Origin of the sequence: Sphingomonas sp. RB1R13, assembly GCF_036663775.1 — a bacterium.
GTDB lineage: Bacteria > Pseudomonadota > Alphaproteobacteria > Sphingomonadales > Sphingomonadaceae > Sphingomicrobium.
In genome coordinates this window covers 493,242-513,689 of record NZ_JAXOJM010000001.1, presented here as the reverse complement: position 1 = coordinate 513,689, position 20,448 = coordinate 493,242, and the positions used below count along the sequence as shown (strand labels likewise).

Sequence of the window (20,448 nt, the reverse complement as noted above, 5' to 3'; positions counted from 1 at the left end):
GGCTAGCGCAGCCGATATTTGGGCAACGGCTCGCACGCGAGGCCATCCTGATCGGCATCAAGGCCGTCGCGGTAACCCGGTTCGCCACGTTTGATCGACTTGGCACCATTCATTTGCGCCCAAGAGCAACTGGGATAGTAGGTCGGCAAAAGCCGCCGGATTGAATTCCAGTTCGTGATCGCCAATCCAGCAACGAAGACGGCCATTGCAAGGCCAGCGATTAGGCCGACCGTTTTGTTTCTGATCGAACGGCGTTTTTGCTCCTCTCCAGCCAGAGCATATGGCCCCAGCTTTACAGGCTGAGCTCGGAATGGCTTTCGAAAGCTCATTATCAAAAGATAATATGATTGCGACGCAACCCGCAAGTGCCCGCACTTTTGTCATCCCCGGACAGGCGGGGACCCAACTGGTGGGGGTTGCTTCGGTGGGCTTGGGGAGATCGGTTCCCGCTTTCGCGGGAATGACGGGGGAGCAGATGACTACCCACGCCACGCCCTCACGGGGATAAACCCCGTGACGTCGATCCTGTCGCTACGCGCAGGTCGGCCGGCTTTCGGCAGCTCTTCGACAGAAGGCCCGGAACCGCGTTGCGATTCCGGGCCTTCTGCTCGGCGCCTCAAGACCTAGTTGATCTTCGGCAGGGTTTCGAACTGGTGATAGGGCGGCGGGCTCGACAGGGTCCACTCGAGCGTTGTCGCGCCTTCGCCCCAGGGGTTGTCGCCGGCCTTCTTGCCCGCGGCCAGGGACCAGAACAGGTTGACAAAGAACACCGCCATGCCCGCGACCGTGACCATGTAGCCGTAGGTCGACACCACGTTCCACTTCTCGAACGCCGGAGTGTAGTCAGGGATGCGGCGCGGCATGCCGTCAAGGCCGAGGAAATGCTGCGGGAAGAAGATGATGTTCACGCCGACGAACATCAGGAAGAAGTGCAGCTTGCCAAGGGGCTCGTTGAGCATCTTGCCGCTCATCTTGGGGAACCAGTAATAGAAGCCCGAGAAGAGGGTGAACACCGCCCCGAGGCTGAGCACATAATGGAAGTGCGCGACCACGTAATAGGTGTCCTGCATGTAGGTATCGACCCCGCCGTTGGACAGGACGACCCCGGTCACGCCGCCGACGGTGAACAGGAAGATGAAGCCGATCGCGAACAGCATCGGGGTTTCGAAGCTGATCGAACCGCCCCACATGGTGGCGATCCAGCTGAAGATCTTCACGCCGGTGGGGACCGCGATGATCATCGTCGCGGCGGTGAAGTACATCTTGGTGTTCACGTCCAATCCGGTGGTGAACATGTGATGCGCCCACACGACGAACCCGACGACCCCGATCGCGACCATGGCGTAGGCCATGCCGAGATAGCCGAAGACGGGCTTTCGGCTGAACGTCGCGATGACCTGGCTGACCATGCCGAAGCCCGGCAGGATCATGATGTAGACCTCGGGGTGGCCAAAGAACCAGAACAGGTGCTGGTAGAGGATCGGATTGCCGCCGCCGGCCGCATCGAAGAAGGCGGTGCCGAAGTTGCGGTCGGTCAGCAGCATGGTGATCGCGCCGGCCAGGACCGGAAGCGCGAGCAGCAGCAGGAAGGCGGTAACCAGCACCGACCACACGAACAGCGGCATCTTGTGCAGGGTCATCCCCGGCGCGCGCATGTTGAAGATGGTGGTGATGAAGTTGATCGCGCCGAGGATCGAGCTGGCGCCCGCAAGGTGAAGCGCGAAGATCGCCATGTCGACCGAGGGGCCGACCGAGCCTGAGGTCGAGAGCGGGGCATAGACCGTCCAGCCGGTGCCGGCGCCGAGCCCGGTGCCGCCCGAGACGAAGCTGGACCCGAGCAGGAGGATGAAGGCCGGGACGAGCAGCCAGAAGCTGATATTGTTCATCCGCGGGAAGGCCATGTCGGGCGCGCCGATCATCAGCGGCACGAACCAGTTGCCGAAGCCGCCGATCATCGCCGGCATGACCATGAAGAACACCATGATCAGGCCGTGGGCGGTGATCAGCACGTTCCAGTGGTGGAGCGCCTCGTCGAAGTTGGTGGTGCCCGAGCCGAGCGGCCACGCCTGGTTGAGGATCTGGATGCCGGGATGCATCAGCTCGGCGCGCATGATGCCCGAAATAGCGCCGCCGATGATCCCCGCGACGATCGCGAAGATCAGGTAGAGGGTGCCGATGTCCTTGTGGTTGGTCGACATGAACCAGCGGGCGAAGAAGGCCGGCTTGTGATCGGCGTCGTGATGGTCGTGCGCATGGTCGTCATGCGCGGTCAGCGGGAGGGCTGCTCCGTCGACGGTGGGGGCGATGGTGCTCATGGGACTGGGACCTAGCGAATATTGTTGGTCGCGCCCTGCGTGGGCGCGGTGGTGACGGGCTTGGAAGTCGGTGCGGTTGCCGCCGGGATCGGCGTGGCGCTGGCGACTTGCGGAGCGGCGGCCGGGGGCGTGCCGCCGGGCGACAGCGGCGAGACCGCGGTGGCGTCGGGGCCGGTGGCAGGTTTGGCCGCCGTGGGCATGGTGCCGCCCTTCGACGCGATCCATTTGGCATAGTCGGCGTCGCTGACAACCTCGACCGCGATCGGCATATAGCCGTGGCGCGCGCCGCACAGTTCGCTGCACTGGCCGAAATAGACGCCGGGGCGATCGACCTTGACCCACGTCTCGTTGAGGCGGCCGGGAACGGCGTCCATCTTGGTCCAGAAAGCGGGGACTGCGAACGAGTGGATGACGTCGGCGCCGGTGACGATGAACTTCACCACGCGCCCGACGGGGATGACGATCCGCTCGTCGACGGCGAGCATCGGCGGGCCATCGGCGTCGGTCCGGGCGCGCTCGCCGGGCTTCACGTCCTTGGCCTCCTTGAGCATGTTCGAGGTAATCTCGAACCCGCCATTGTCGGGGTACTGGTAGCTCCAATACCATTGGTTGCCGATGACCTTGATCGTCACATCGGCCTTGGGCGGCGAATATTGATGGCTCAACAACCGGATCGAGGGGATCGCGATCGCGACCAGGATGAACACCGGAATGACCGTCCAGGCGACTTCGAGGAAAGTGTTGTGCGAGTTGCGCGACGGCACCGGATTCTTGCCGCGGCGGAACTTGAAGATCGCGTAGGCGAGCAGCAGCAGCACGACGATGCTGATCGCAAAGCATAGCGGCACGAGCCAGTGATTGTGGAAATTGGCGGCTTCATTGCCGATCGGGGTGACCTGGTCCTGAAGACCCATGCGACCGTCGGGCATGCCGATTCCCGGAGTCGGGACGACTTCGGCGGGCGCGGCAGGTTTCACTGAAGAGGCAGGAGCGGCGTCAGGTTTGGTGGCGGCAACAGTGGTCGGCGTCCCGGTTGCCGTTACGGCAGGGGCGGTTGCAGCGGTAGTTTGCGCGGCAAGCGGGCTAAGCCCGGCGGCAGCAAGCGCAATCACGAAACCCAGAATCTTCATCATCACTCCGGCGTGGCAGAAGCCCGCACGGTGCGGCGGACCCTAAAAGAAATCGGCGGCTTTGTAGGCGGCCCCTTAGACCGGCTCAAGCAACTGTGCCAGCCTCTTTTGCAGGCTTTTGGGACGGGGTGTTGAAGGGCGCGGGCGCGGGCCGTAAGGCGCTTGCGAAAGTTTGGCGGGGACGGGTTAATGACCGAGAATGAAGTGCTGGGCGAATTTCGCGCTGCGGGCGCGCTGCTCGAGGGGCATTTCATCCTGTCGTCGGGGCTGCACAGCCCACGTTACCTGCAGTGCGCGCGAGTGTTGATGGACGCCAGGCGGGCCGAGCGGTTGGCGACGGCGCTGGCCGAGAAGTTGGGGGCGCTGCGGGGGCAGATCGACGTCGTGGTGTCGCCGGCGATGGGGGGCGTGATCATCGGCCACGAGATGGGCCGCGCGCTGGGCGTGCCGGCGATGTTCGTCGAACGGCCCGATGGCGAGTTCCACTTGCGCCGCGGGTTTGCGCTGCAGGCGGGGGCGCGGGTGCTGATGGTTGAGGATGTGGTCACCACCGGGCTGTCGTCGAAGGAAGCGATAAAGGCGATCGGGGCGGCGGGGGGAGTGGTCGTGGCGGCGGCGAGCCTGGTCGACCGGTCGGGGGGAGCGGTCGAGCTGGGGGTGCCCTATGTGGCGCTGGTCGCGCTCGACGTGCCGACGTTCGCGGCGGATGATCTGCCGCCGTCACTGTCGGCGTTGCCTGCGGTGAAGCCGGGGAGCCGCGCAGCGTGATCGTGCTCGCATTCACGCTCGCCATCGCTGGTGCGAGCGTCCCGGCGCGGGTCGCAGAGGTCGCCGCCAAGGCTGGCTTCGCCGGGGAGATATTGGTCGGGCGGGGGGACCGGGTCATCCTCGACCGGGGCTATGGGACGGTGGCCCCCATCGCGGGGGGGCGTCGGCATCGTGCGGGTGCGACGTGGCGACTGGCGTCGATCACCAAGCAAGTAACGGCGACACTGCTATTGCGCACTCACGCCACCGACCTCGACAAGCCGATGATCCCGCCAGCGCCGAATCTTACACTACGGCAATTGTTGACTCATCACAGTGGCTTGGCAAACCCAGACACGACGCCGGCAGGTGCAGATGGGGTGCCCGCCTTCTATCGACAGACGCCGCCGGATTATGGTTTTTGTTTATCGAAGCTTGCGAAACCGGGGAGCGAGTTCAGTTACAATAATTGCGACTATCTGGTCGCTGACTTCGCCTTTGAAGGAATGCTTGAGTGGCCCGCCGGGATGCGGATGGCGCGTGGCGGGGAGATGGGGGTTGCGGGATTTGTCGCGGGCAAGCCCGAGCCGCATTATGAGCTCGCGAGTTTTGGTGCGGCGGGCGGGCTGATGGGCAGCGCCCGCGCGGTCTTCAATTTCGACCGCAAGTTGATGACCGGCAAGCTGCTGTCGCCCGCCGCTCGGGCCGAATTGTGGAAGCCGGAGGGTGGGCGGAGTTACCAGGCGCTGGGCCAGTGGGTGTTTCCGGGCCAGGTCAATGGTTGCGCATCCCCCAAGCGGATCGTCCAGCGCGATGGCGAGATCGGCGGGGTGCAGACGCGCAACTATATCCTGCCTGACGACGATCTGGCGGTGGTGGTGTTCACCAATCGCGGGCCCGACGATTTCGCGATCGGCGAAATCTGGCAGGGCAAGGGCTTTGCCTATGACCTGCTGTCGGCGGTGGCGTGCTCATGACCGGCAAGCTTCGCCTGGGGGTCAATATCGACCATGTCGCGACGATCAGGAATGCGCGCGGGGGCGAGCATCCCGATCCGCTGCGTGCGGCGCAGGCGGCCGAGCGGGCGGGGGCGGACGGGATCACGGCGCATCTGCGCGAGGACCGGCGGCATATCACCGATGGCGATATCGACCGGCTGATGAAGGGAATTTCGCTGCCGCTCAATTTGGAGATGGCGGCGACACAGGAGATGCTGCGGATCGCGCTTGCTCATCAGCCGCATGCGGCGTGCATCGTTCCCGAAAAGCGCGAGGAGCGGACGACCGAGGGCGGACTCGACGCCGCCGGGCAGTTTGACGCGCTGGTGCCGATCGTCGACCAGTTGGGGGCGGCGGGGATCAGGGTCAGCCTGTTCATCGAGCCCAGCGAGCGGCAGGTCGATGCGGCCTTGCGCCTGGGCGTGCCGGTGGTCGAGTTTCATACCGGGCGCTTTGCCAGTCTTTTCGCAGACGTTCCGGGAGAGGATGCCGTGGCCGAGTTGCGCCGGATTACTGACGCCGTGGCGCTGGCCGCGAAAAACGGGATCGAGGCGCATGCCGGGCATGGACTGACCTTCGACAATGTCGTGCCGGTGGCGGCGATCCCGCAGGTGGCCGAGCTGAATATCGGACATTTCCTGATCGGCGAGGCGATTTTTACCGGGCTGGAGGCGAGTGTCGCGCGGATGCGGGCGCTGATGGACGGGGCGCGGTGAAGATCCTCTCCCCCTGGGAGAGGAAGGGGCCCGCCGCGCAGCGGTGGGAAGGTGAGGGTGACGATCGTCGCTTGGTCACCCTCACCCTTCCCACGCCGTTGGCGCGGGCCCCTTCCCTCTCCCAGCGGGAGAGGGATTTATGATTGTCGGCATCGGGTCGGACCTGTGCAATATCGAGCGGATCCAGTCTTCGCTCGACCGGTTCGGGGAGCGGTTTCTCAATCGGGTGTTCACTCCCGTCGAGCGCGCCAAGGCCGAGCGGCGGCCGTTTACGCGGGCGGGGACGCTGGCCAAGCGCTTTGCCGCCAAGGAGGCTTTTTCGAAAGCGGTCGGGACGGGGTTCAAGCGCGGGGTGTATATGAAGGACATCGGCGTGGTGAACGCACCGTCGGGCGCGCCGACGCTGGCGCTGACCGGTGGGGCCCGCGCGCGGCTTGACGCGTTGACCCCGCCGGGGCACGCCATCGATGTCCATTTGACGATGACCGACGATCATCCCTGGGCGCAGGCGTTCGTTATTTTATACGCGCGAAAACTGGAGTCCTGATGAGCGACAGCGTCGATATCCCGTCCGAGGCGACGCCCGAAGCGGGGCCAGAAGTGCCGCCTGAATCGAATGCGGTTAAACCAGACGCCAAGCCCGAGGGCAGCGCGGTGTGGCGCGAGATCAAGGGCATCTTCTGGGTGCTGCTGGCGGTGCTGGCGGTGCACAGCTTCATCGCCAAGCCATTTTACATCCCGTCGGAATCGATGATGCCGGGGCTGCTCAAGGGTGACCGGCTGGTGGTCAGCAAATATCCCTATGGCTGGTCGTGGGTGTCGGCCAGCTTCCACGTGTTTCCGCACTGGAGCGGGCGATTATTCGGCAAGATGCCCGAGCGCGGCGATGTGGTGATTGTCACCCCGCCGGGGCGGAGCGACGATTATATCAAGCGCGTGATCGGGCTTCCCGGCGACACGATCGAAGTGCGCGGCGGGCGGCTGATCCTGAACAATGTGCCCGTCAAGGCCGAGGTCCGCCCGGCGGCGATGATCGCGATCGACGATAATGCGCCATGCGCGCCGACCCAGTTCCAGGGAAATCTGGTCGAGGCCGGGGACGGGCGCCAATATTGCCGGCTGCCGATCGTCCGCGAGACGCTTCCGAACGGGCCGAGCTATGACACGGTCGAGCTTGGCCAGAGTCCCGGCGACGAATATGGCCCGGTGACGGTCCCCGCCGACCATGTCTTCCTGATGGGCGACAATCGCGACCGCAGCGCCGACAGCCGCTTCAGCCTGGCCGATGATGGGCTTGGCGGGCCGGTGCCGTGGGAGAATATCGGCGGGCGGGCGGAATTCCTGACCTTCTCGCTCGACGGGTCGGCGAGCTGGTATAACCCGATCAGCTGGTTCCAGTCGCTGCGATCGGGACGCGCCGGGCACAGCCTGCGCGCGAGCCGCGGCTAGGTGGGGCAAGAGGGGGACCGGGTGGTCGTCGAGCCCCCTTTAACGCCGCACGTAGAAAAACCGGGGCCGGCCGACTTCCGCGACCCGGTCACCCACACCGAGATCAAGCGCGCGACGGTGTGGATTTCAATGGCCCTGCTGGTCGTCGGGGTGATCACGCTGGCCCAGCCGCTGATGCTGATCGTCGGCGGGCTGGTGTTTTCGGTGTTGCTCGACGGGGGCACGCGGTTGCTCGGGCGCGTGCTGCCGATACGGCGCGGGTGGCGGCTGACGATCGTGATCCTGAGCGCAGTGGCGTTCATCGGCTGGGTCGGCTGGTTCGCGGGCACGACGCTGGCGGCGCAGGCCGAGGCGTTGCGCAGCGTGGTCGCGTTCCAGGTCGAGCGGCTGATGGGTTGGGCGAGCGGGATGGGGCTGCTGCCCAAGGGCGAACGTTTCGACGTTGGCGCGCAGATTGCGGGGTCGGTGGGGCGGCTGACGAGTGCAGTCGGGACGGCATTGGGGGCGGTGACGAGCGCGATCCTGATCATCGTCATCGGCATTTTCATCGCGGTCGAGCCGCGGCTGTACGACCGCGGTGTCGCGTGGATGCTGCCGCTGCGCCACCGCCAGCCCTTCTATGTGATTTCAAGCCGGGTCGGGGCGACGCTTCGGCGATTGCTGTCGGGACGGCTGGTGGGGATGGCGTTCGAAGGGGTGTTCACCTTCGTCATGTTGTCGCTCGGCGGGGTGCCGATGGCGGCGCTGCTCGGGCTGATCACGGGCTTGCTGGCCTTCCTGCCCAACATTGGCGCGATCGTGTCGGGCGTGCTGATGGTCGCGGTCGGGTTCAGCGCGGGCAACGGCGAGGGGCTGTGGGCGCTGTTCGTCTATTTCTTCGTGCAGCATGTCGATGGCTATCTGGTAGTGCCGTACATCGCGCGGCGGACGGTTGACCTGGCCCCGGCGCTGGTGCTGGCGGCGCAGCTGATCATGGGGGCGCTGTTCGGGATTCTGGGGCTGCTGCTGGCCGACCCGGTGCTGGCGGGGCTCAAGGTAACACTGGAGGAACTGAGCCGGATGCGAGCCGGGGAAGTCGTGGAGTAATTAGCGCGTCGGCTCGGGGGCGGGCTGTTCGCCGGCGCCCTGCTGCATTTGTTGCATCTGCGCCTGCTGCTGGGCCTGCTGGGCGGCCATCTGCGCGGCGTTGGGAACGAGCTCGACGATCTCGACATCGAAATCAAGGTCGGCGTTGGGGGGGATCGGGGCGCCGCGCGGCGGGGTGGCGCCATAGGCCAACTTGCCGGGGATGCGGATGCGGTATTTGCCGCCCTTCTGCATTTCGGTCAGCGCCTTGCCGAAGCCGGGGATGACCTGCCCGGGAAGCATCGGCACGGGCTCGCGCCCGCTATTGCTGTCGAAGGTCGTACCGTCGGTCAGGCGCCCGGTATAGTTGACCATGACGCCGTCGTTCATCGTGACCTTGGGGCCGTGGCCGGGGCGAACGGTGCGGACGATCAGGCCCTCGCCGACGTCGCTGCCGCGCATCCGTCCAGCGCCGGCCCAGGCCAGCAGCAAGCCGGCGGCGACGAGCAGGCCAATGCCGAGCAACAGCTTGGCAAGGCTGCCGCGCTTAAGCGGCTGGATCGGGACGGCGGTGACGGTCGACATGAGAGCGAGCCTCAGTTCAGGAGAGGCTTACTTGACGCCTTCACGCTCGGCGCGCTTGCGCTCGAGCTTGCGGGCGCGACGGATCGCGGCGGCGCGTTCACGAGCACGGCGCTCCGACGGCTTCTCGTAATGACGACGAAGCTTCATCTCGCGGTAAACGCCTTCGCGCTGCAGCTTCTTCTTGAGCGCACGCAGCGCCTGGTCGACATTATTGTCGCGAACGATGATTTGCATAAAAGCCGCTTCACTCCTTGAACCCGCCGCCTCGAATCAGTCGAGGCGCCGGGCAGCAACACCATCTCGCCCCGCGCCGTGCGGAGAGCAAATGGCGATGCCCATGAACATTGATCACCGGGAGCAAAGCCCCTCGATGGACGCGCGCCCCTAGCAGTGTCGGATGGCATGTTCAAGGCTGGGAAGGGGTTAGCGCACGGCCGATGCGAATCGGGAACCGCGTTCATTTCGATCCTTCGATCGCGACGAATCGTGGGTGTAGCGCGACGAACCCGCCGAAACGGGGCGCCCGGTTATCGGCGCTTAATCTTTTCCATGCTATTAGAGACGCTCACCGGAGGGCGAATATGTCATTGAATCGGCGTGAAATGTTGCGACTGGGTGCAGTGGGTGCGGGCGGCTTGCTGCTTTCATCGGCGGCAAGCAGTGTCGGCCTTCCGTCGCTGGTGTTCAATGTGCCGCTGCCCAAGGCCGATCCGCTGTCGCCGCTGACCGCGTCGCCGGTTTCGCCGATCGGGATCAATCCCAAGCTGTTTGCCAAGGCCAAGGCCGCGCTCGATTCGCGCCCGTGGATCGCGCGCCGCGACGTCATCGGCGTGGTCGACTTCTCGTCACCCTCGGCCGACCCGCGCTTTCACCTGGTCGACCTGTTCAACGGTACGGTCGACAGCCATCGCGTGGCGCATGGTCGCGGATCGGACCCCGATCATTCGGGCTATCTTGAGCGTTTCTCGAACAGCTTCGGGTCGGAGGCGAGCTCGAACGGGGCCTATGTCACCGCCGATTATTACGAGGGCAAATATGGCACCTCGATGAAGGTCCGCGGGCTCGACTGGTCGAACAATAATGCCGAGAGCCGGGCGATCGTGATTCACAATGCCTGGTACGCCGAGGACGAGGTCGCTCGCGATTTCGGAAAGCTGGGCCGCTCGGAAGGCTGTTTCGCGTTCAGCAAGACCAGCCAGCACCAGGTGATGAGCCGGCTGGCGGGCGGGCGGATGATCTACGCCGAGAAGCTGGCGTAGTTTTGCACATTATGGTGGCGTGAGGTCGCAGCCGGGCTAGATTGTCCCGATGCTGCGCAACATCCCGTTCCTGATCGACGCCCTGCTGACCGGTATGATCGACCCCGACTTTGCGCCGGGGCGCGGTGACAGTGCAATCGCCAAGCGCGCGGTGACGGGGTCGCGGCGGGTCGGCCTGCTCGGGATCGAGGGCGATGCGCAAGCCGATCTCACTGTCCACGGCGGGCGCGACAAGGCGATCCACCATTATCCGCGCGATCATTATGCCGGCTGGGCAACCCTGATTGGCGACCATGCGCTGCTTCGGCAAGCGGGGGCGTTCGGGGAAAATATCTCGACGACGGGGATGACGGAGGAGGCGGTGTGCCTTGGCGACCGCTACCGGATGGGCAGCGCGCTGGTCGAGGTCGCGCAGGGGCGGCAGCCATGCTGGAAGCAAGCGCATTATCTGGGCGTGCCGAGGATGGTTGCGCTGATGGTCGCGAGCGGGCGGACGGGCTGGTATTATCGAGTGATCGAGGAGGGGGCGGTGGCGGCGGGGGATGCGCTGGTGCTGGAGGATCGGCCGTGCCCCGAGTGGCCCGTGGCGCGCCTGTTTGGTCTGCTGATCGGGGGCAAGCATCGTGGCGAGGCGGAGGCGCTGGCCGAGTTGGCCGGGCATCCGCTGCTGGCCCAGGAGTGGCGGCAGCGGGCGCGGGGGCTGGCGGGGTCCGCGCGGCGCCGGTAGGAAACGCCCAGGGGGGCTATGATGGACGATCTGGATTCAATCGGGACGATGATGAGTGGGGCGGTACTCGCCGGCACGATCGAGGCCGAGCGCGCGCCGGGTCGCGACGGGCATACCCATGAGCATGGCTGTCTCAACTGCGCCACGCCGCTGACCGGGCCATTCTGCAATGCGTGCGGCCAGCATGCCCATGTCCACCGGACGCTCGGGGCGTTTTTCCACGACCTGGCGCATGGGGTGTTTCATGTCGAGGGACGGACGTGGCGGACGCTGCCGCTGCTGGCGTGGCGCCCGGGTGAGCTGACGCGGCGCTATATCGAGGGCGAGCGGGTGAAGTTCGTCTCGCCGATGGCGCTGTTCCTGTTCAGCGTGTTCCTGATGTTCGCGGTGGTCAGCAAGATGGTGCCGGTGACGGTCATGGCCGACCCCAAGGCGCAGGATGCGATGCGCAGTGAAGCCGACGGATCGGCGGCCAACCTTGCCAGGCTCAAGCAGCAGCGAGCGGTGATGAGAACCAGGCATCAGCCGACCACGGCGATCGACGCGCAGATCGTCGAAGCAACCCAGCAGACGACGTTCATGCAGTCGATGGCCAAGGACGGCGTGATCAAGGGCGGCGCGGTGACGGTATCGGACGATGTGCCGGCGTGGTTGCGTGAACCGATCCGCCACGCGTCGGCCAATCCCGACCTGCTGCTCTACAAGCTCAAGAGCGGGGCGTATAAATGGAGCTGGGCACTCATTCCGCTGTCGGTGCCGTTCCTGTGGCTGCTGTTTCCCTTTTCGCGGCGGTTCCGACTGTACGACCACACAGTGTTCGTGACCTATTCGCTCAGCTTCATGACGCTGCTGGTCGTCGCGGTCGCACTTGTGTCCAAGGCCGCACTGTCGGCGGCGCCGATCGCGCTGTTCCTGATCCCGCCGGTCCACATGTATCGCCAGCTGAAAGGCGCTTATTCGCTGTCGACGGCGGGGGCGCTGGTGCGGACGCTGGCGCTGTTGTTCGCGGCGGTCCTTGCGCTGACCTTGTTCGCCATGGCGATGGTCGCGGTGGGGGTGCTCGACTAGCGCGGGCAGGGATAATCACGCGCGAAGACGGCGCGCATTGCCTGCTTGATATCCATCCGATCGAGATCGGCGGGGGGGAGGGCGTGCATCCCTTCGATCAGTTCGCGCGGCCCGAGATATTTGGCGGCGGGAGCGCACCAGTCGGTCGGCTGGTGTGACGACATGCGCTCGGCATGTTCGACATGAAGCTCGTCGCCGGCGGCCTCCGCCTCGAACTGGAGGGTCTTCAGGTCGGCCGATAACAGGGCGAGTGGGCCGCGCGCGCGGAGGGCGTCGGCTTTCTTGAGGAACAGGCTGGCCGGCATTCGCGCCGCAGCTTGAGAAGGCGAGCCGACGATTGCCGCAGCCGCAAGTCCTGTCCACATCCACCACACAGCATTTCCCCCCGCCCCGCGCTGCTTGTTCGTCAGGCGGCGGATTTTTGCAACGGGCCGCGGCAGGGGTATTTCTTTTCCAGCAGCGAGCGCAGCACGTCCTTGGTATCGGTTGAGCGGCGATGGGCGACGGGGACGGCGCGCAGGGCGGAGAGATATTCGGTCTTCGACACGCGCGGCTTGTCGGCAACCGGGGGGCAGAAGGCAGTGCGGTGACCGAGTGCCTTTTCGCGGGCAAATTCGAGTTTCAGCTCGTCGCCATTGGCCTCGACCAGCCGCTTGAGGCGGTAAAAGTCGGGCGAGAGCAAAGCGAACGGGCCGCGTGCGATGAGCGTGTCGACGCGGACGAGGAAGTGGGCGACGTCCTGCGCGCTGGCAGCGGTCAGCGGGGCGACGACCAGCAACAGTCCCAGAGCGAATCTCGATTTCAAGCAATTCTCCATCGTCCGGCCCCCGATGAGCGAATGGGGGCCGGGCAATGAACGTCCGATGAGCCGGTTAAGGCCCAGCGTGCTATGCCCCGGCGGGCGCGGCACCACCAATCGCGGTCGGGCGGCGACTTTTGGGGATTGACGTGCCGCCGGTCGGGAGCAGCGGCGCGGCCGGGCCGGTGCGGTCGATCTTGCCTCCGGCGATGAGCGTCTTGATTTCCTCGCCGGTCAGTGTCTCGAGCTCGAGCAGCGCGTTGGCAATGAGGTCGAGCTGGTCGCGATGCTCGGTCAAAATCGATCGGGCGCGTTCCAGTCCCTGTTCGACGAAGCGGCGGACCTCGCTGTCGATCAGCTTGATCGTGTCGCCCGACATGCGCTTTTGCTGGGGCGCGAAATAGCCGGTCGGGGTTTCCTCGCCTTCGGAGAAATCGAGCGGGCCGAGCGCATCGGACATGCCCCATTTGGTGACCATGGCGCGCGCGAGGCGGGTCGCCTGCTGGATGTCGCTTGACGCACCCGACGAGACTTTCTCGTGCCCGAAGACGATTTCCTCGGCGGCGCGGCCGCCGAAGGCGACGGCAATGTCGGCGTGCATCTTGTCGCGGTGATAGCTGTAGCTGTCGCGTTCGGGCAGCGGCTGGACCATGCCGAGCGCAAAGCCGCGCGGGATGATCGTCGCCTTGTGGATCGGGTCGGCGGTGGGCTCGTGCGCGAAGACGAGTGCGTGGCCGGCCTCGTGGAAGGCGGTCATCCGCTTTTCGTCGTCGGTCATCGCCATCGAGCGGCGTTCGGCGCCCATCATCACCTTGTCGCGGGCGTCGTCGAATTCCTGCGCGGCGACGAGGCGCTTGCCGCGGCGGGCGGCGAGCAATGCGGCTTCGTTGACGAGGTTGGCGAGATCGGCGCCCGAGAAGCCCGGCGTACCGCGCGCGATCGTGCGGGGCTCGACATCGGGGGCAAGCGGGACCTTCTTCATGTGGACGGCGAGGATCTGCTCGCGCCCGTCGATGTCGGGGCGCGGGACCATCACCTGGCGATCGAAGCGGCCGGGACGGAGCAGCGCCGGGTCGAGCACGTCGGGGCGGTTGGTCGCGGCGATGATGATGATGCCTTCATTGGCTTCGAACCCGTCCATCTCGACCAAGAGCTGGTTGAGGGTTTGCTCGCGCTCGTCGTTTCCGTTGCCGAGGCCGGCGCCGCGATGGCGGCCGACGGCGTCGATCTCGTCGATGAAAACGATGCAGGGCGCGGATTTCTTGGCCTCGGCGAACATGTCGCGGACCCGGCTGGCGCCGACGCCGACGAACATTTCGACGAAGTCCGAACCCGAGATGGTGAAGAAGGGCACGCCCGCTTCGCCCGCAATGGCGCGGGCGAGGAGGGTCTTGCCGGTGCCGGGCGAGCCAATCAGCAGTGCGCCCTTGGGGATCTTGCCGCCGAGGCGGGCGAACTTGCCCGGATCCTTCAGATATTCGACGATTTCCTCCAGCTCCTCGCGGGCTTCGTCGATCCCGGCGACGTCGGCGAACGTTACTCGGCCGTCCTTTTGATTGAGCATCCGCGCGCGCGACTTGCCAAAGCCCATCGCGCCCGAGCCCGAGCCCTTCTGCATCTGGCGGAAGACGAAGAAGCTGACCCCCAGGATGAGCAGGAAGGGCAGCGAATTATAGATCATCAGCATCAGCAGCGAGGATTGCTCCTCGGCCTTGACCTGGACCGCGACGCCCTTGGCGATCAACCGGTCCGAGACGTTGGCGTCGGACGGGGCGATGGTGCGGAAGTCCTTGCCCCCGGCGATCTTGCCGTTGATGACCGCGCCCGACCCGACCCCGGCCGAGGTCATGGTGACGGCGCGGATATTGCCCTCGTCGACCTGGCGGACGAAATCGGAATAGGGGATGGTGTCGCTCGCCGAAGCGCGGCCGCCGCCGTCGATCATCTGCACGAACAGCACCAGCGCGAACAGGATGCCGACCCAGATCAGCAGCGACCTGGTCCACGCGTTGGGCTTCTTCTCGTTCATCTCTGGCTCGTCCTTGGCGTCGGCAATAGTCGCCGAGACGCTAAGATAAGCCGATATGCCCCAATGACAATGATCTGGCGGTCAGCGATCGGTCGCGAGGAGGGCGAGGGCGATCCAGCCGCCGATGAGCAGTAGCCCGCCGATGGGGGTGATCGCGCCAAGCCAGCGGGGGAGGCCGAGCGCCATTGCGTACAGGGTGCCCGAAAAGATGATGGTGCCAGCGGTAAACAGCGCGGCGGGGATGGCGGGGCGGCGCAGCGGGAGCGCGGGGATGGTGAGCAGGGCAAGGGCGTGCGCGAGTTGGTAGTGGACCCCGGTCTGCCACCAGCCGAGCTGTTCGGGGGCGAGGCGCGCGCGCAGGGCGTGGGCGGCGAACGCGCCGAAGATGACGGCGGTGGCGCCGAGGAAGGCGGCGGTGCGCAGGATGAGGCGGGGCGTGGGTTGGAACATGGCGCCGGGCCTAGCGCGGCGTGCGGGGCGGGGCGAGGCTAATGTGCCACTGCGCGCCGCCCGACAGCTTGAGCGGGCCCAGCGTGACGGTGTCGCCCAGGGTAAGGGCGGCGATCGCGCGGGCGAGGTCTGGACCGCGCGGGGCAGGGGCGGCGAGCATGGCAAAGGCGGCGAGGAGCAAGCGGCGCTGGAGCTCGCGCGGGAGGTCGGTCGGGTCGAGGCGGAGCGAGTCGCCGTCGCGGCGGATGCGGTCGAGACGGTCGAGCGACCAGTCGAGCGCCTCGTCAGCTTCGCGCAGCCAGGCGGCGCTGGCGGCGAGGCGGGGGGCGGCATCGGGCGCGAGATCGGCCAGCATGGCGCGGACGCGGGTGCGGTCGTGGCGCGGGTCGTGGTTGGCGGGGTCGTCGGCGGGGACGAGGCCGTCGGCGACGACAATCGCTTCGAGTTCGGTTTTGCGCCAGCCGAGCAGGGGGCGGATGAGCGGGATTGTGGCGGTTAGCGGGCGCGACGGGCGAGTGCCGGCAAGACCGCCGACCCCGCTGCCGCGGGCAAGACGCATCAGCAGGGTCTCGGCCTGGTCGTCGGCGTGGTGGGCGGTGGCGACAGCGGTCAGGGTGCGGGAGGTCGCCCACTGGCCGAGAAGGGCATAGCGTTCGGCGCGGGCCTCGGCCTGGAGGTTGGCAGTGGGGGGAGTGGTCCAGCGAGCGGTGAGGATGGCGTGGGGGATGCCGAGGGTGGCGCAAATGTCGGCGACGGCCTCGCACTCGGCGCGGGCGGCGGGGCGGAGGCGGTGGTCGACGGTCGCGGCCTCGATCTTTTCGGGGCGCGCGGCGTGGGCGAGCAGGAGCAGGGCGAGGCTGTCGGGACCGCCGGAGATGGCTAGGCCGAGACGGCCCCCCTCCCCGTACTGGGGAGCACTGAGGGCGGCGAGGTCGGTCGCGAAGCGCTCGACCTCGGCTTGCGTCATCGGCTTAGTTGCACCCAGCCTGGGCGCGGGCGGCGGGGAGCATTGCGGCGAGCTGGGGACGGAGTGTCGCGCCATAGACTGCGCCTAGTTCCTCATAGGCCTTGCACGCCTGTTGCGGCTGGCCGAGCTTCATCGTCGACTGGCCGAGGTAATAGAGGCTGTCGGCGGCGCGCTCGCCCTTCGGATTGCCACGGTAATTGGCCAGGAAGGCGGCGGCGGCGGCGCGCGTTTCGCCCTTGTCGAGCAGCGCGCGGCCAACGAGGTTGTTCGCCCAGCTGACGCGGCGGTGGCCGGGGAAGCTCGATGCCATGGCGCGCAGCTGGGTGATTGCCGATTCGTATTTCTTCGCGCTCCACAGGTCGAAACCGGCGGTGTAGGCGGCCTCCCCGGCGGCATCGAAGCTGACCGGGGCGGACGCGGTGGGGCGCGGGTTGGGACGCGGGGTCGGGATGGGCGCGGGCACATCGGTGACGGGTTGGGGCAGGTCGCCGGTGGGCACGGCGCCGGGGCCAGCCTCGATCGCCTTGAAGCGGCCGTCATTGTCGGCGCGCATGCGGGCCAAGTCAGCCTCGATCACGCTCAGCCGGTGGGTGTTTTCCTCCGAAGTGCGGACGAGGTCGGTCAGTTGGCGTTCGACCGTGTCGAGCCGCGCAGCGAGGGTGTCGGTCACTTCCTTGCTGGCGGCGGGATCGTCGGAGAAGCCGGCGGTGTCGGCAGGCTGGCCCTTGGGATAGACGGTGCGCTGGATCTCGCGGACCTGGAGCTCGACCCGGCGGATGCGCTGTTCGGGAGTGACCGGCTCGCGCGCCTGTGCGGCGACGATCGGGGTAGCAGCGAGGAGCAGGGCGAGGAGCGTCTTGGGCATGGTCATGGTCGAGAGTTCCGGTCGTGAACGGGCGCCGCCCCGATCGCCGGGGCGGCTTGTCGGGCTCATGAGTATCTAGCGGATCATATCTAGCGGATCGCGGGTGTGCCAGCACTGTTCGCGACGGGCGGGGTCGGGTTTGCGGAGGGCGCCGCGCCGGTTGCCAAAGTCGCACTACCCTTGGCGAGGTCGGCGGGGAGGAGGCTGACCTTTGATACCGGACGCCCGGGCTTGCCGATCGGCGGCACGCCCTGCCCGGCGACGGTGACGCTGAGCCCCTCGGGCCGGCCGGCGTCGAGGATCGGTGCGGTGGCGGTGGCGGGAATGTCGAACCGCTCGCCCGGCTGGAGGGTGGTCTCCTTGATCGTCCTGCCATTGTCGCGGACGCGGATCCAGACGGGGGACGTGGTCGCGGCGAGCGTGACCTGTCCGCTGGTCGGGACCGCGGCGGGGGTGGGAACGGTCATTGCGGCCGGGGTCGCGCCGGAGTCCGTGGCCTGCGCCGCGGCGGGGGTCGTGGTTACGGTGGGATCGAGTTCGCGATTGCGAAGGAAACTGAGCACGGCGAGCACGATCAGCACGGCGATGACCGCACCGACGAGCAGCCATTTGGGCATCGATCGCTTGGGGTCGGCCGGCTGGAACACTTCGGGCTGAATCGACTGCGGGCGGGTGCCACCCATCTCCATCCTGAGCTGGTCGGCGATGGCGGCGCGGTCGAGCCCGACGACGGTCGCGTAATTCTTGGCAAAGCCGATGGTGTAGGTCGGTGCGGGCAACGTGCTCCACTCGCCGTTTTCGAGCGCGAGCAAGTGGCGGGTCGGAATGCGGGTGGTCGCGGCGACGGTATCGAGGGTCATGCCCTGCGCCTCGCGCGCCGCACGAAGCTGTTCTCCTGCGGTCACGATGGCTGCATTTTCCTCGACGTCGTCCAATGCCTGTCCCCTTAGCCGCCGCTTGTCTTAGGGCCGGAAGGCAGTGTCAACATGGGTAAGGCGCTCAATCGATGGCAACTTGATGTTTCTTGGCCCAGTCACCGATCGACTTCCGCATGTTGCGCGGCGGGCGGGCGAGAAGTTCGGTCATCTTGGCGCGAATGGCCGGGGCGTCGATCGACCGGACCATCGCCTTTACCGGGCCTACCGCCGCGGGGGTGATCGAGAAATGCTCGATGCCGATGCCGATCAGGGCAAGTGCTTCCAACGGACGGCCACCCATTTCGCCGCACAGCCGGACAGTCACTCCGGCTGCATTGCACTGCGCCGCGACGCGGGCGAGGAAGCGCAGGATCGCCGGGCTAAGCCAGTCGTAGCGCGCAGCGAGGCGCGGGTCGGCGCGGTCGGCGGCGAACAGGAACTGGGTGAGATCGTTGGTCCCGATCGACAGGAAGTCGAGCCGGGGCAGGAGGATGTCGAGCATTTCGGCGAGGCTGGGCACTTCGAGCATCGCGCCATATTCGATCTTGTCGGGCAAGCGACGCTTGGCATCGCGCGCCCAGGCGAGCTGCGCTTCGAACAGCGCGCGGGCTTCCTCATATTCCCATGGTTCGGAGACCATCGGGAACATTACGCGCAGAGTACGACCCCCGGCAGCCTCGATCAGCGCGCGGGCCTGGGCCTTCATCAGGGTCGATCGTTCGAGGCTGAGGCGGAGCGCGCGCCAGCCCATCGCCGGATTCTCGCTCTCGTCGCGATGGTCCTGAAGATAGGGCAGCGCCTTGTCGCCGCCGATGTCGAGCGTGCGGAACACGACCGGCTTGTCCCCGGCGCCATCGAGCACGCTCTTGTAGAGCCGCTGCTGGCTTTCGCGCCCGGGCAGGGTGGCGGCGATGAGGAACTGGAATTCGGTGCGGAACAGGCCGATCCCGTCTGCGCCTGTGATGGCGATTTGCGCTGCGTCGTCAGCGAGCCCGGCATTGACCATCAGGGTGATCCGCGTGCCGTCCTTTGTCAGAGGCGGCAAATTGCGGATTGCGGCGAACTCGGCACGGCGGCGCTGGCTGGTCGCCATGCGGTTTTCAAACTGGTTGGTCAGGCTTCGCGTCGGGCGGACGACGACGGTGCCGAGGTCGCCGTCGACTAGCACGGTGTCGCCTTCGCTGGCGACGTGGCGAATATCGCTCAATCGGCCGACGACGGGGACGCCCATGGCGCGCGCGACGATGGTGACATGGGCGGTGAGGCTGCCTTCCTCGAGGATCACTGCCTTCAGCCGGCGGCGGTCATATTCGAGCAGTTCGGCCGGGCCGAGGTTGCGCGCGATAAGCACGGTATCCTTGGCCAGCCCGGTCTGGGCAGCGGTGCCCATCCGGCCCGAAACGATGCGGAGCAACCGGTTGGCGAGGTCGTCGAGGTCGTGCATCCGCTCCTTCAGCAAGGGATCGTCGATGTCGCGCATGCGCGCACGGGTGCGTTGCTGAACCCGCTCAATTGCGGCCTCGGCGGTCAGCCCGCTGTCGATCGCCTCGTTGATGCGGCGGCTCCAGCCCTCGTCATAGGCGAACATCTTGTAGGTCTCGAGAATCTCCTGATGCTCGCCGATCGTGCCGAACTCGGCCTCGCGGGTCATGTTCTCGATCTGCTCGCGCATCTTGCGGAAAGCGGCATAGACGCGGGTGCGCTCAGCCTCGGTATCCTCGGCGACGGTCTGGTGAACGATCACTCGCGGCTGGTGGAAGACGGCGATGCCGCGCGCCATGCCGCTGACCAGCTTGAGGCCCGCAACGCGAACCGCGCCGGTGTCGCTGTTGGCGCCGCGGCGGGTGAGGTCGACGAGACGGGCCGATGCAATCAGCTCCGACAGGACCATGGCGACGGTCTGCAGCGCTTCGATCTCGACATCCTCATAGCCGCGCGGGTCGCTGTGCTGGACCGACAGCACGCCGATGACGTTTTCGCGCTGGATGATGGGCACCCCGGCGAAGCTGTGGAAATGCTCCTCGCCGGTTTCGGGCCGGTAGACGAATTCGGGATGTTCGGCGGCTTCGGCGAGGTTGAGGATGCGCGCCTCGCGAGCGATCGTCCCGACCAGCCCCTCGCCGAGCGCGAGGCGGGTGACATGGACGGCTTCCTTGCGCAGGCCGTGGGTGGCGTAAAGCTCGAGCAGATTGTCGCTCATCAGGTAGATGGAGCAGACCTCGCTCTGCAGCGCCCCGGCGATCAGGTCGACGACATGGTCGAGCTTGGCCTGCGGCGATCCGCGGCGGGCCATCAACGCGTGGAGTCCGGTCAGGATTTCGCGTGCGGCGGCAACGGCGGGCGTAGGCATGGCACTTCGCTA

At 66.5% G+C, this 20,448-nt stretch carries 22 protein-coding genes; 9 read left to right on the top strand and 13 right to left on the bottom strand.

What is annotated here, in order from left to right:
• Window positions 1-2: 2 nt before the first annotated feature.
• From U1700_RS02455 to coxB, 3 genes are all read right to left on the bottom strand, one after another.
• Window positions 3-329, bottom strand: coding sequence for an excalibur calcium-binding domain-containing protein (locus U1700_RS02455; RefSeq protein ID WP_332749827.1), 327 nt, complete (start codon window positions 327-329; stop codon window positions 3-5).
• A 294-nt stretch (window positions 330-623) separates the two neighbouring features.
• Window positions 624-2,315, bottom strand: a complete 1,692-nt coding sequence (gene ctaD / locus U1700_RS02450) for a cytochrome c oxidase subunit I (protein ID WP_332749826.1) — start codon at window positions 2,313-2,315, stop codon at window positions 624-626.
• 11 nt (window positions 2,316-2,326) lie between these two features.
• Window positions 2,327-3,448: a cytochrome c oxidase subunit II gene (coxB, locus tag U1700_RS02445; protein WP_332749824.1), complete on the bottom strand. Its 1,122-nt coding sequence runs from the start codon at window positions 3,446-3,448 to the stop codon at window positions 2,327-2,329.
• 186 nt (window positions 3,449-3,634) lie between these two features.
• Between coxB and pyrE the strand changes: the two genes are divergently transcribed.
• The 6 genes from pyrE to U1700_RS02415 all read left to right on the top strand — a co-directional run bounded on the left by pyrE (window position 3,635) and on the right by U1700_RS02415 (window position 8,441).
• Entirely contained in the window at window positions 3,635-4,213 is a 579-nt protein-coding gene (pyrE, locus tag U1700_RS02440) for an orotate phosphoribosyltransferase (protein WP_332749822.1), read from the top strand.
• Complete coding sequence (locus tag U1700_RS02435) at window positions 4,210-5,169, top strand: serine hydrolase domain-containing protein (RefSeq protein WP_332749821.1); 960 nt, start codon at window positions 4,210-4,212, stop codon at window positions 5,167-5,169. Before pyrE ends, U1700_RS02435 begins: the two co-directional genes overlap by 4 nt.
• Complete coding sequence (locus U1700_RS02430; protein ID WP_332749819.1) at window positions 5,166-5,906, top strand: pyridoxine 5'-phosphate synthase; 741 nt, start codon at window positions 5,166-5,168, stop codon at window positions 5,904-5,906. The genes U1700_RS02435 and U1700_RS02430 overlap by 4 nt, the downstream gene beginning before the upstream one ends.
• Window positions 5,907-6,045: 139 nt before the next feature.
• Window positions 6,046-6,453: a holo-ACP synthase gene (gene acpS / locus U1700_RS02425; RefSeq protein WP_332749817.1), complete on the top strand. Its 408-nt coding sequence runs from the start codon at window positions 6,046-6,048 to the stop codon at window positions 6,451-6,453.
• Window positions 6,453-7,355 (top strand): signal peptidase I, encoded by a 903-nt coding sequence (gene lepB, locus U1700_RS02420; protein WP_332749816.1) that lies wholly within the window; start codon window positions 6,453-6,455, stop codon window positions 7,353-7,355. The genes acpS and lepB overlap by 1 nt, the downstream gene beginning before the upstream one ends.
• Before the next feature lie 21 nt (window positions 7,356-7,376).
• Window positions 7,377-8,441 (top strand): AI-2E family transporter, encoded by a 1,065-nt coding sequence (locus tag U1700_RS02415; protein ID WP_332749815.1) that lies wholly within the window; start codon window positions 7,377-7,379, stop codon window positions 8,439-8,441.
• Here U1700_RS02415 and U1700_RS02410 read toward each other — a convergent pair whose 3' ends face one another.
• Window positions 8,442-9,005, bottom strand: a complete 564-nt coding sequence (locus tag U1700_RS02410) for an FKBP-type peptidyl-prolyl cis-trans isomerase (protein WP_332749813.1) — start codon at window positions 9,003-9,005, stop codon at window positions 8,442-8,444. It lies immediately after the preceding gene.
• A 27-nt stretch (window positions 9,006-9,032) separates the two neighbouring features.
• Window positions 9,033-9,239 (bottom strand): 30S ribosomal protein S21, encoded by a 207-nt coding sequence (gene rpsU / locus U1700_RS02405; RefSeq protein ID WP_332749812.1) that lies wholly within the window; start codon window positions 9,237-9,239, stop codon window positions 9,033-9,035.
• A gap of 347 nt (window positions 9,240-9,586) precedes the next feature.
• On the opposite strand from rpsU, the gene U1700_RS02400 reads away from it, so the two are divergent.
• Genes U1700_RS02400 through U1700_RS02390 form a run of 3 tightly spaced genes read left to right on the top strand, consistent with a single transcriptional unit; the run spans window position 9,587 to window position 12,059 of the window.
• On the top strand, window positions 9,587-10,264 hold the full coding sequence (locus U1700_RS02400) for a murein L,D-transpeptidase catalytic domain family protein (protein WP_332749810.1): 678 nt from the start codon (window positions 9,587-9,589) through the stop codon (window positions 10,262-10,264).
• A gap of 49 nt (window positions 10,265-10,313) precedes the next feature.
• Window positions 10,314-10,991, top strand: coding sequence for an MOSC domain-containing protein (locus U1700_RS02395; protein WP_332749807.1), 678 nt, complete (start codon window positions 10,314-10,316; stop codon window positions 10,989-10,991).
• A 21-nt stretch (window positions 10,992-11,012) separates the two neighbouring features.
• Window positions 11,013-12,059, top strand: a complete 1,047-nt coding sequence (locus tag U1700_RS02390; RefSeq protein WP_332749805.1) for a DUF3667 domain-containing protein — start codon at window positions 11,013-11,015, stop codon at window positions 12,057-12,059.
• On the opposite strand, the gene U1700_RS02385 is transcribed toward U1700_RS02390, so the two are convergent.
• The 8 genes from U1700_RS02385 to ptsP all read right to left on the bottom strand — a co-directional run bounded on the left by U1700_RS02385 (window position 12,056) and on the right by ptsP (window position 20,436).
• Window positions 12,056-12,424, bottom strand: a complete 369-nt coding sequence (locus U1700_RS02385; RefSeq protein WP_332749803.1) for a hypothetical protein — start codon at window positions 12,422-12,424, stop codon at window positions 12,056-12,058. The genes U1700_RS02390 and U1700_RS02385 overlap by 4 nt on opposite strands.
• A gap of 41 nt (window positions 12,425-12,465) precedes the next feature.
• Entirely contained in the window at window positions 12,466-12,864 is a 399-nt protein-coding gene (locus U1700_RS02380; protein ID WP_332749801.1) for a hypothetical protein, read from the bottom strand.
• Window positions 12,865-12,946: 82 nt separating this feature from the next.
• Window positions 12,947-14,887 carry an ATP-dependent zinc metalloprotease FtsH gene (gene ftsH, locus U1700_RS02375; RefSeq protein WP_332749799.1) on the bottom strand — a complete coding sequence of 647 codons (1,941 nt, stop codon included), beginning with the start codon at window positions 14,885-14,887 and terminating at the stop codon, window positions 12,947-12,949.
• Window positions 14,888-14,968: 81 nt separating this feature from the next.
• Window positions 14,969-15,337, bottom strand: coding sequence for a DUF423 domain-containing protein (locus U1700_RS02370; RefSeq protein WP_332749797.1), 369 nt, complete (start codon window positions 15,335-15,337; stop codon window positions 14,969-14,971).
• A 10-nt stretch (window positions 15,338-15,347) separates the two neighbouring features.
• Entirely contained in the window at window positions 15,348-16,304 is a 957-nt protein-coding gene (tilS, locus tag U1700_RS02365; RefSeq protein WP_332749795.1) for a tRNA lysidine(34) synthetase TilS, read from the bottom strand.
• Window positions 16,305-16,308: 4 nt separating this feature from the next.
• The gene (locus U1700_RS02360; RefSeq protein WP_332749793.1) at window positions 16,309-17,238 is read right to left on the bottom strand and encodes an outer membrane protein assembly factor BamD; all 930 of its coding nucleotides are present in this window, start codon (window positions 17,236-17,238) and stop codon (window positions 16,309-16,311) included.
• 20 nt (window positions 17,239-17,258) lie between these two features.
• Window positions 17,259-18,104 (bottom strand): helix-turn-helix domain-containing protein, encoded by an 846-nt coding sequence (locus tag U1700_RS02355; protein WP_332749791.1) that lies wholly within the window; start codon window positions 18,102-18,104, stop codon window positions 17,259-17,261.
• A gap of 64 nt (window positions 18,105-18,168) precedes the next feature.
• The gene (gene ptsP, locus U1700_RS02350) at window positions 18,169-20,436 is read right to left on the bottom strand and encodes a phosphoenolpyruvate--protein phosphotransferase (RefSeq protein WP_332749789.1); all 2,268 of its coding nucleotides are present in this window, start codon (window positions 20,434-20,436) and stop codon (window positions 18,169-18,171) included.
• Window positions 20,437-20,448 lie beyond the last annotated feature (12 nt).

Coding starts and splice junctions, on each gene's coding strand:
- U1700_RS02390 (WP_332749805.1), top strand. CDS start 11,013: ATGGACGATCTGGATTCAATCGGGACGATGATGAGTGGGGCGGTACTC.
- U1700_RS02395 (WP_332749807.1), top strand. CDS start 10,314: ATGCTGCGCAACATCCCGTTCCTGATCGACGCCCTGCTGACCGGTATG.
- ctaD (WP_332749826.1), bottom strand. CDS start 2,315: ATGAGCACCATCGCCCCCACCGTCGACGGAGCAGCCCTCCCGCTGACC.
- pyrE (WP_332749822.1), top strand. CDS start 3,635: ATGACCGAGAATGAAGTGCTGGGCGAATTTCGCGCTGCGGGCGCGCTG.
- U1700_RS02400 (WP_332749810.1), top strand. CDS start 9,587: ATGTCATTGAATCGGCGTGAAATGTTGCGACTGGGTGCAGTGGGTGCG.
- lepB (WP_332749816.1), top strand. CDS start 6,453: ATGAGCGACAGCGTCGATATCCCGTCCGAGGCGACGCCCGAAGCGGGG.
- tilS (WP_332749795.1), bottom strand. CDS start 16,304: ATGACGCAAGCCGAGGTCGAGCGCTTCGCGACCGACCTCGCCGCCCTC.
- acpS (WP_332749817.1), top strand. CDS start 6,046: ATGATTGTCGGCATCGGGTCGGACCTGTGCAATATCGAGCGGATCCAG.
- U1700_RS02360 (WP_332749793.1), bottom strand. CDS start 17,238: ATGAGCCCGACAAGCCGCCCCGGCGATCGGGGCGGCGCCCGTTCACGA.
- U1700_RS02385 (WP_332749803.1), bottom strand. CDS start 12,424: ATGTGGACAGGACTTGCGGCTGCGGCAATCGTCGGCTCGCCTTCTCAA.
- U1700_RS02430 (WP_332749819.1), top strand. CDS start 5,166: ATGACCGGCAAGCTTCGCCTGGGGGTCAATATCGACCATGTCGCGACG.
- U1700_RS02410 (WP_332749813.1), bottom strand. CDS start 9,005: ATGTCGACCGTCACCGCCGTCCCGATCCAGCCGCTTAAGCGCGGCAGC.
- rpsU (WP_332749812.1), bottom strand. CDS start 9,239: ATGCAAATCATCGTTCGCGACAATAATGTCGACCAGGCGCTGCGTGCG.
- U1700_RS02370 (WP_332749797.1), bottom strand. CDS start 15,337: ATGTTCCAACCCACGCCCCGCCTCATCCTGCGCACCGCCGCCTTCCTC.
- coxB (WP_332749824.1), bottom strand. CDS start 3,448: ATGATGAAGATTCTGGGTTTCGTGATTGCGCTTGCTGCCGCCGGGCTT.
- ptsP (WP_332749789.1), bottom strand. CDS start 20,436: ATGCCTACGCCCGCCGTTGCCGCCGCACGCGAAATCCTGACCGGACTC.
- U1700_RS02455 (WP_332749827.1), bottom strand. CDS start 329: ATGAGCTTTCGAAAGCCATTCCGAGCTCAGCCTGTAAAGCTGGGGCCA.
- ftsH (WP_332749799.1), bottom strand. CDS start 14,887: ATGAACGAGAAGAAGCCCAACGCGTGGACCAGGTCGCTGCTGATCTGG.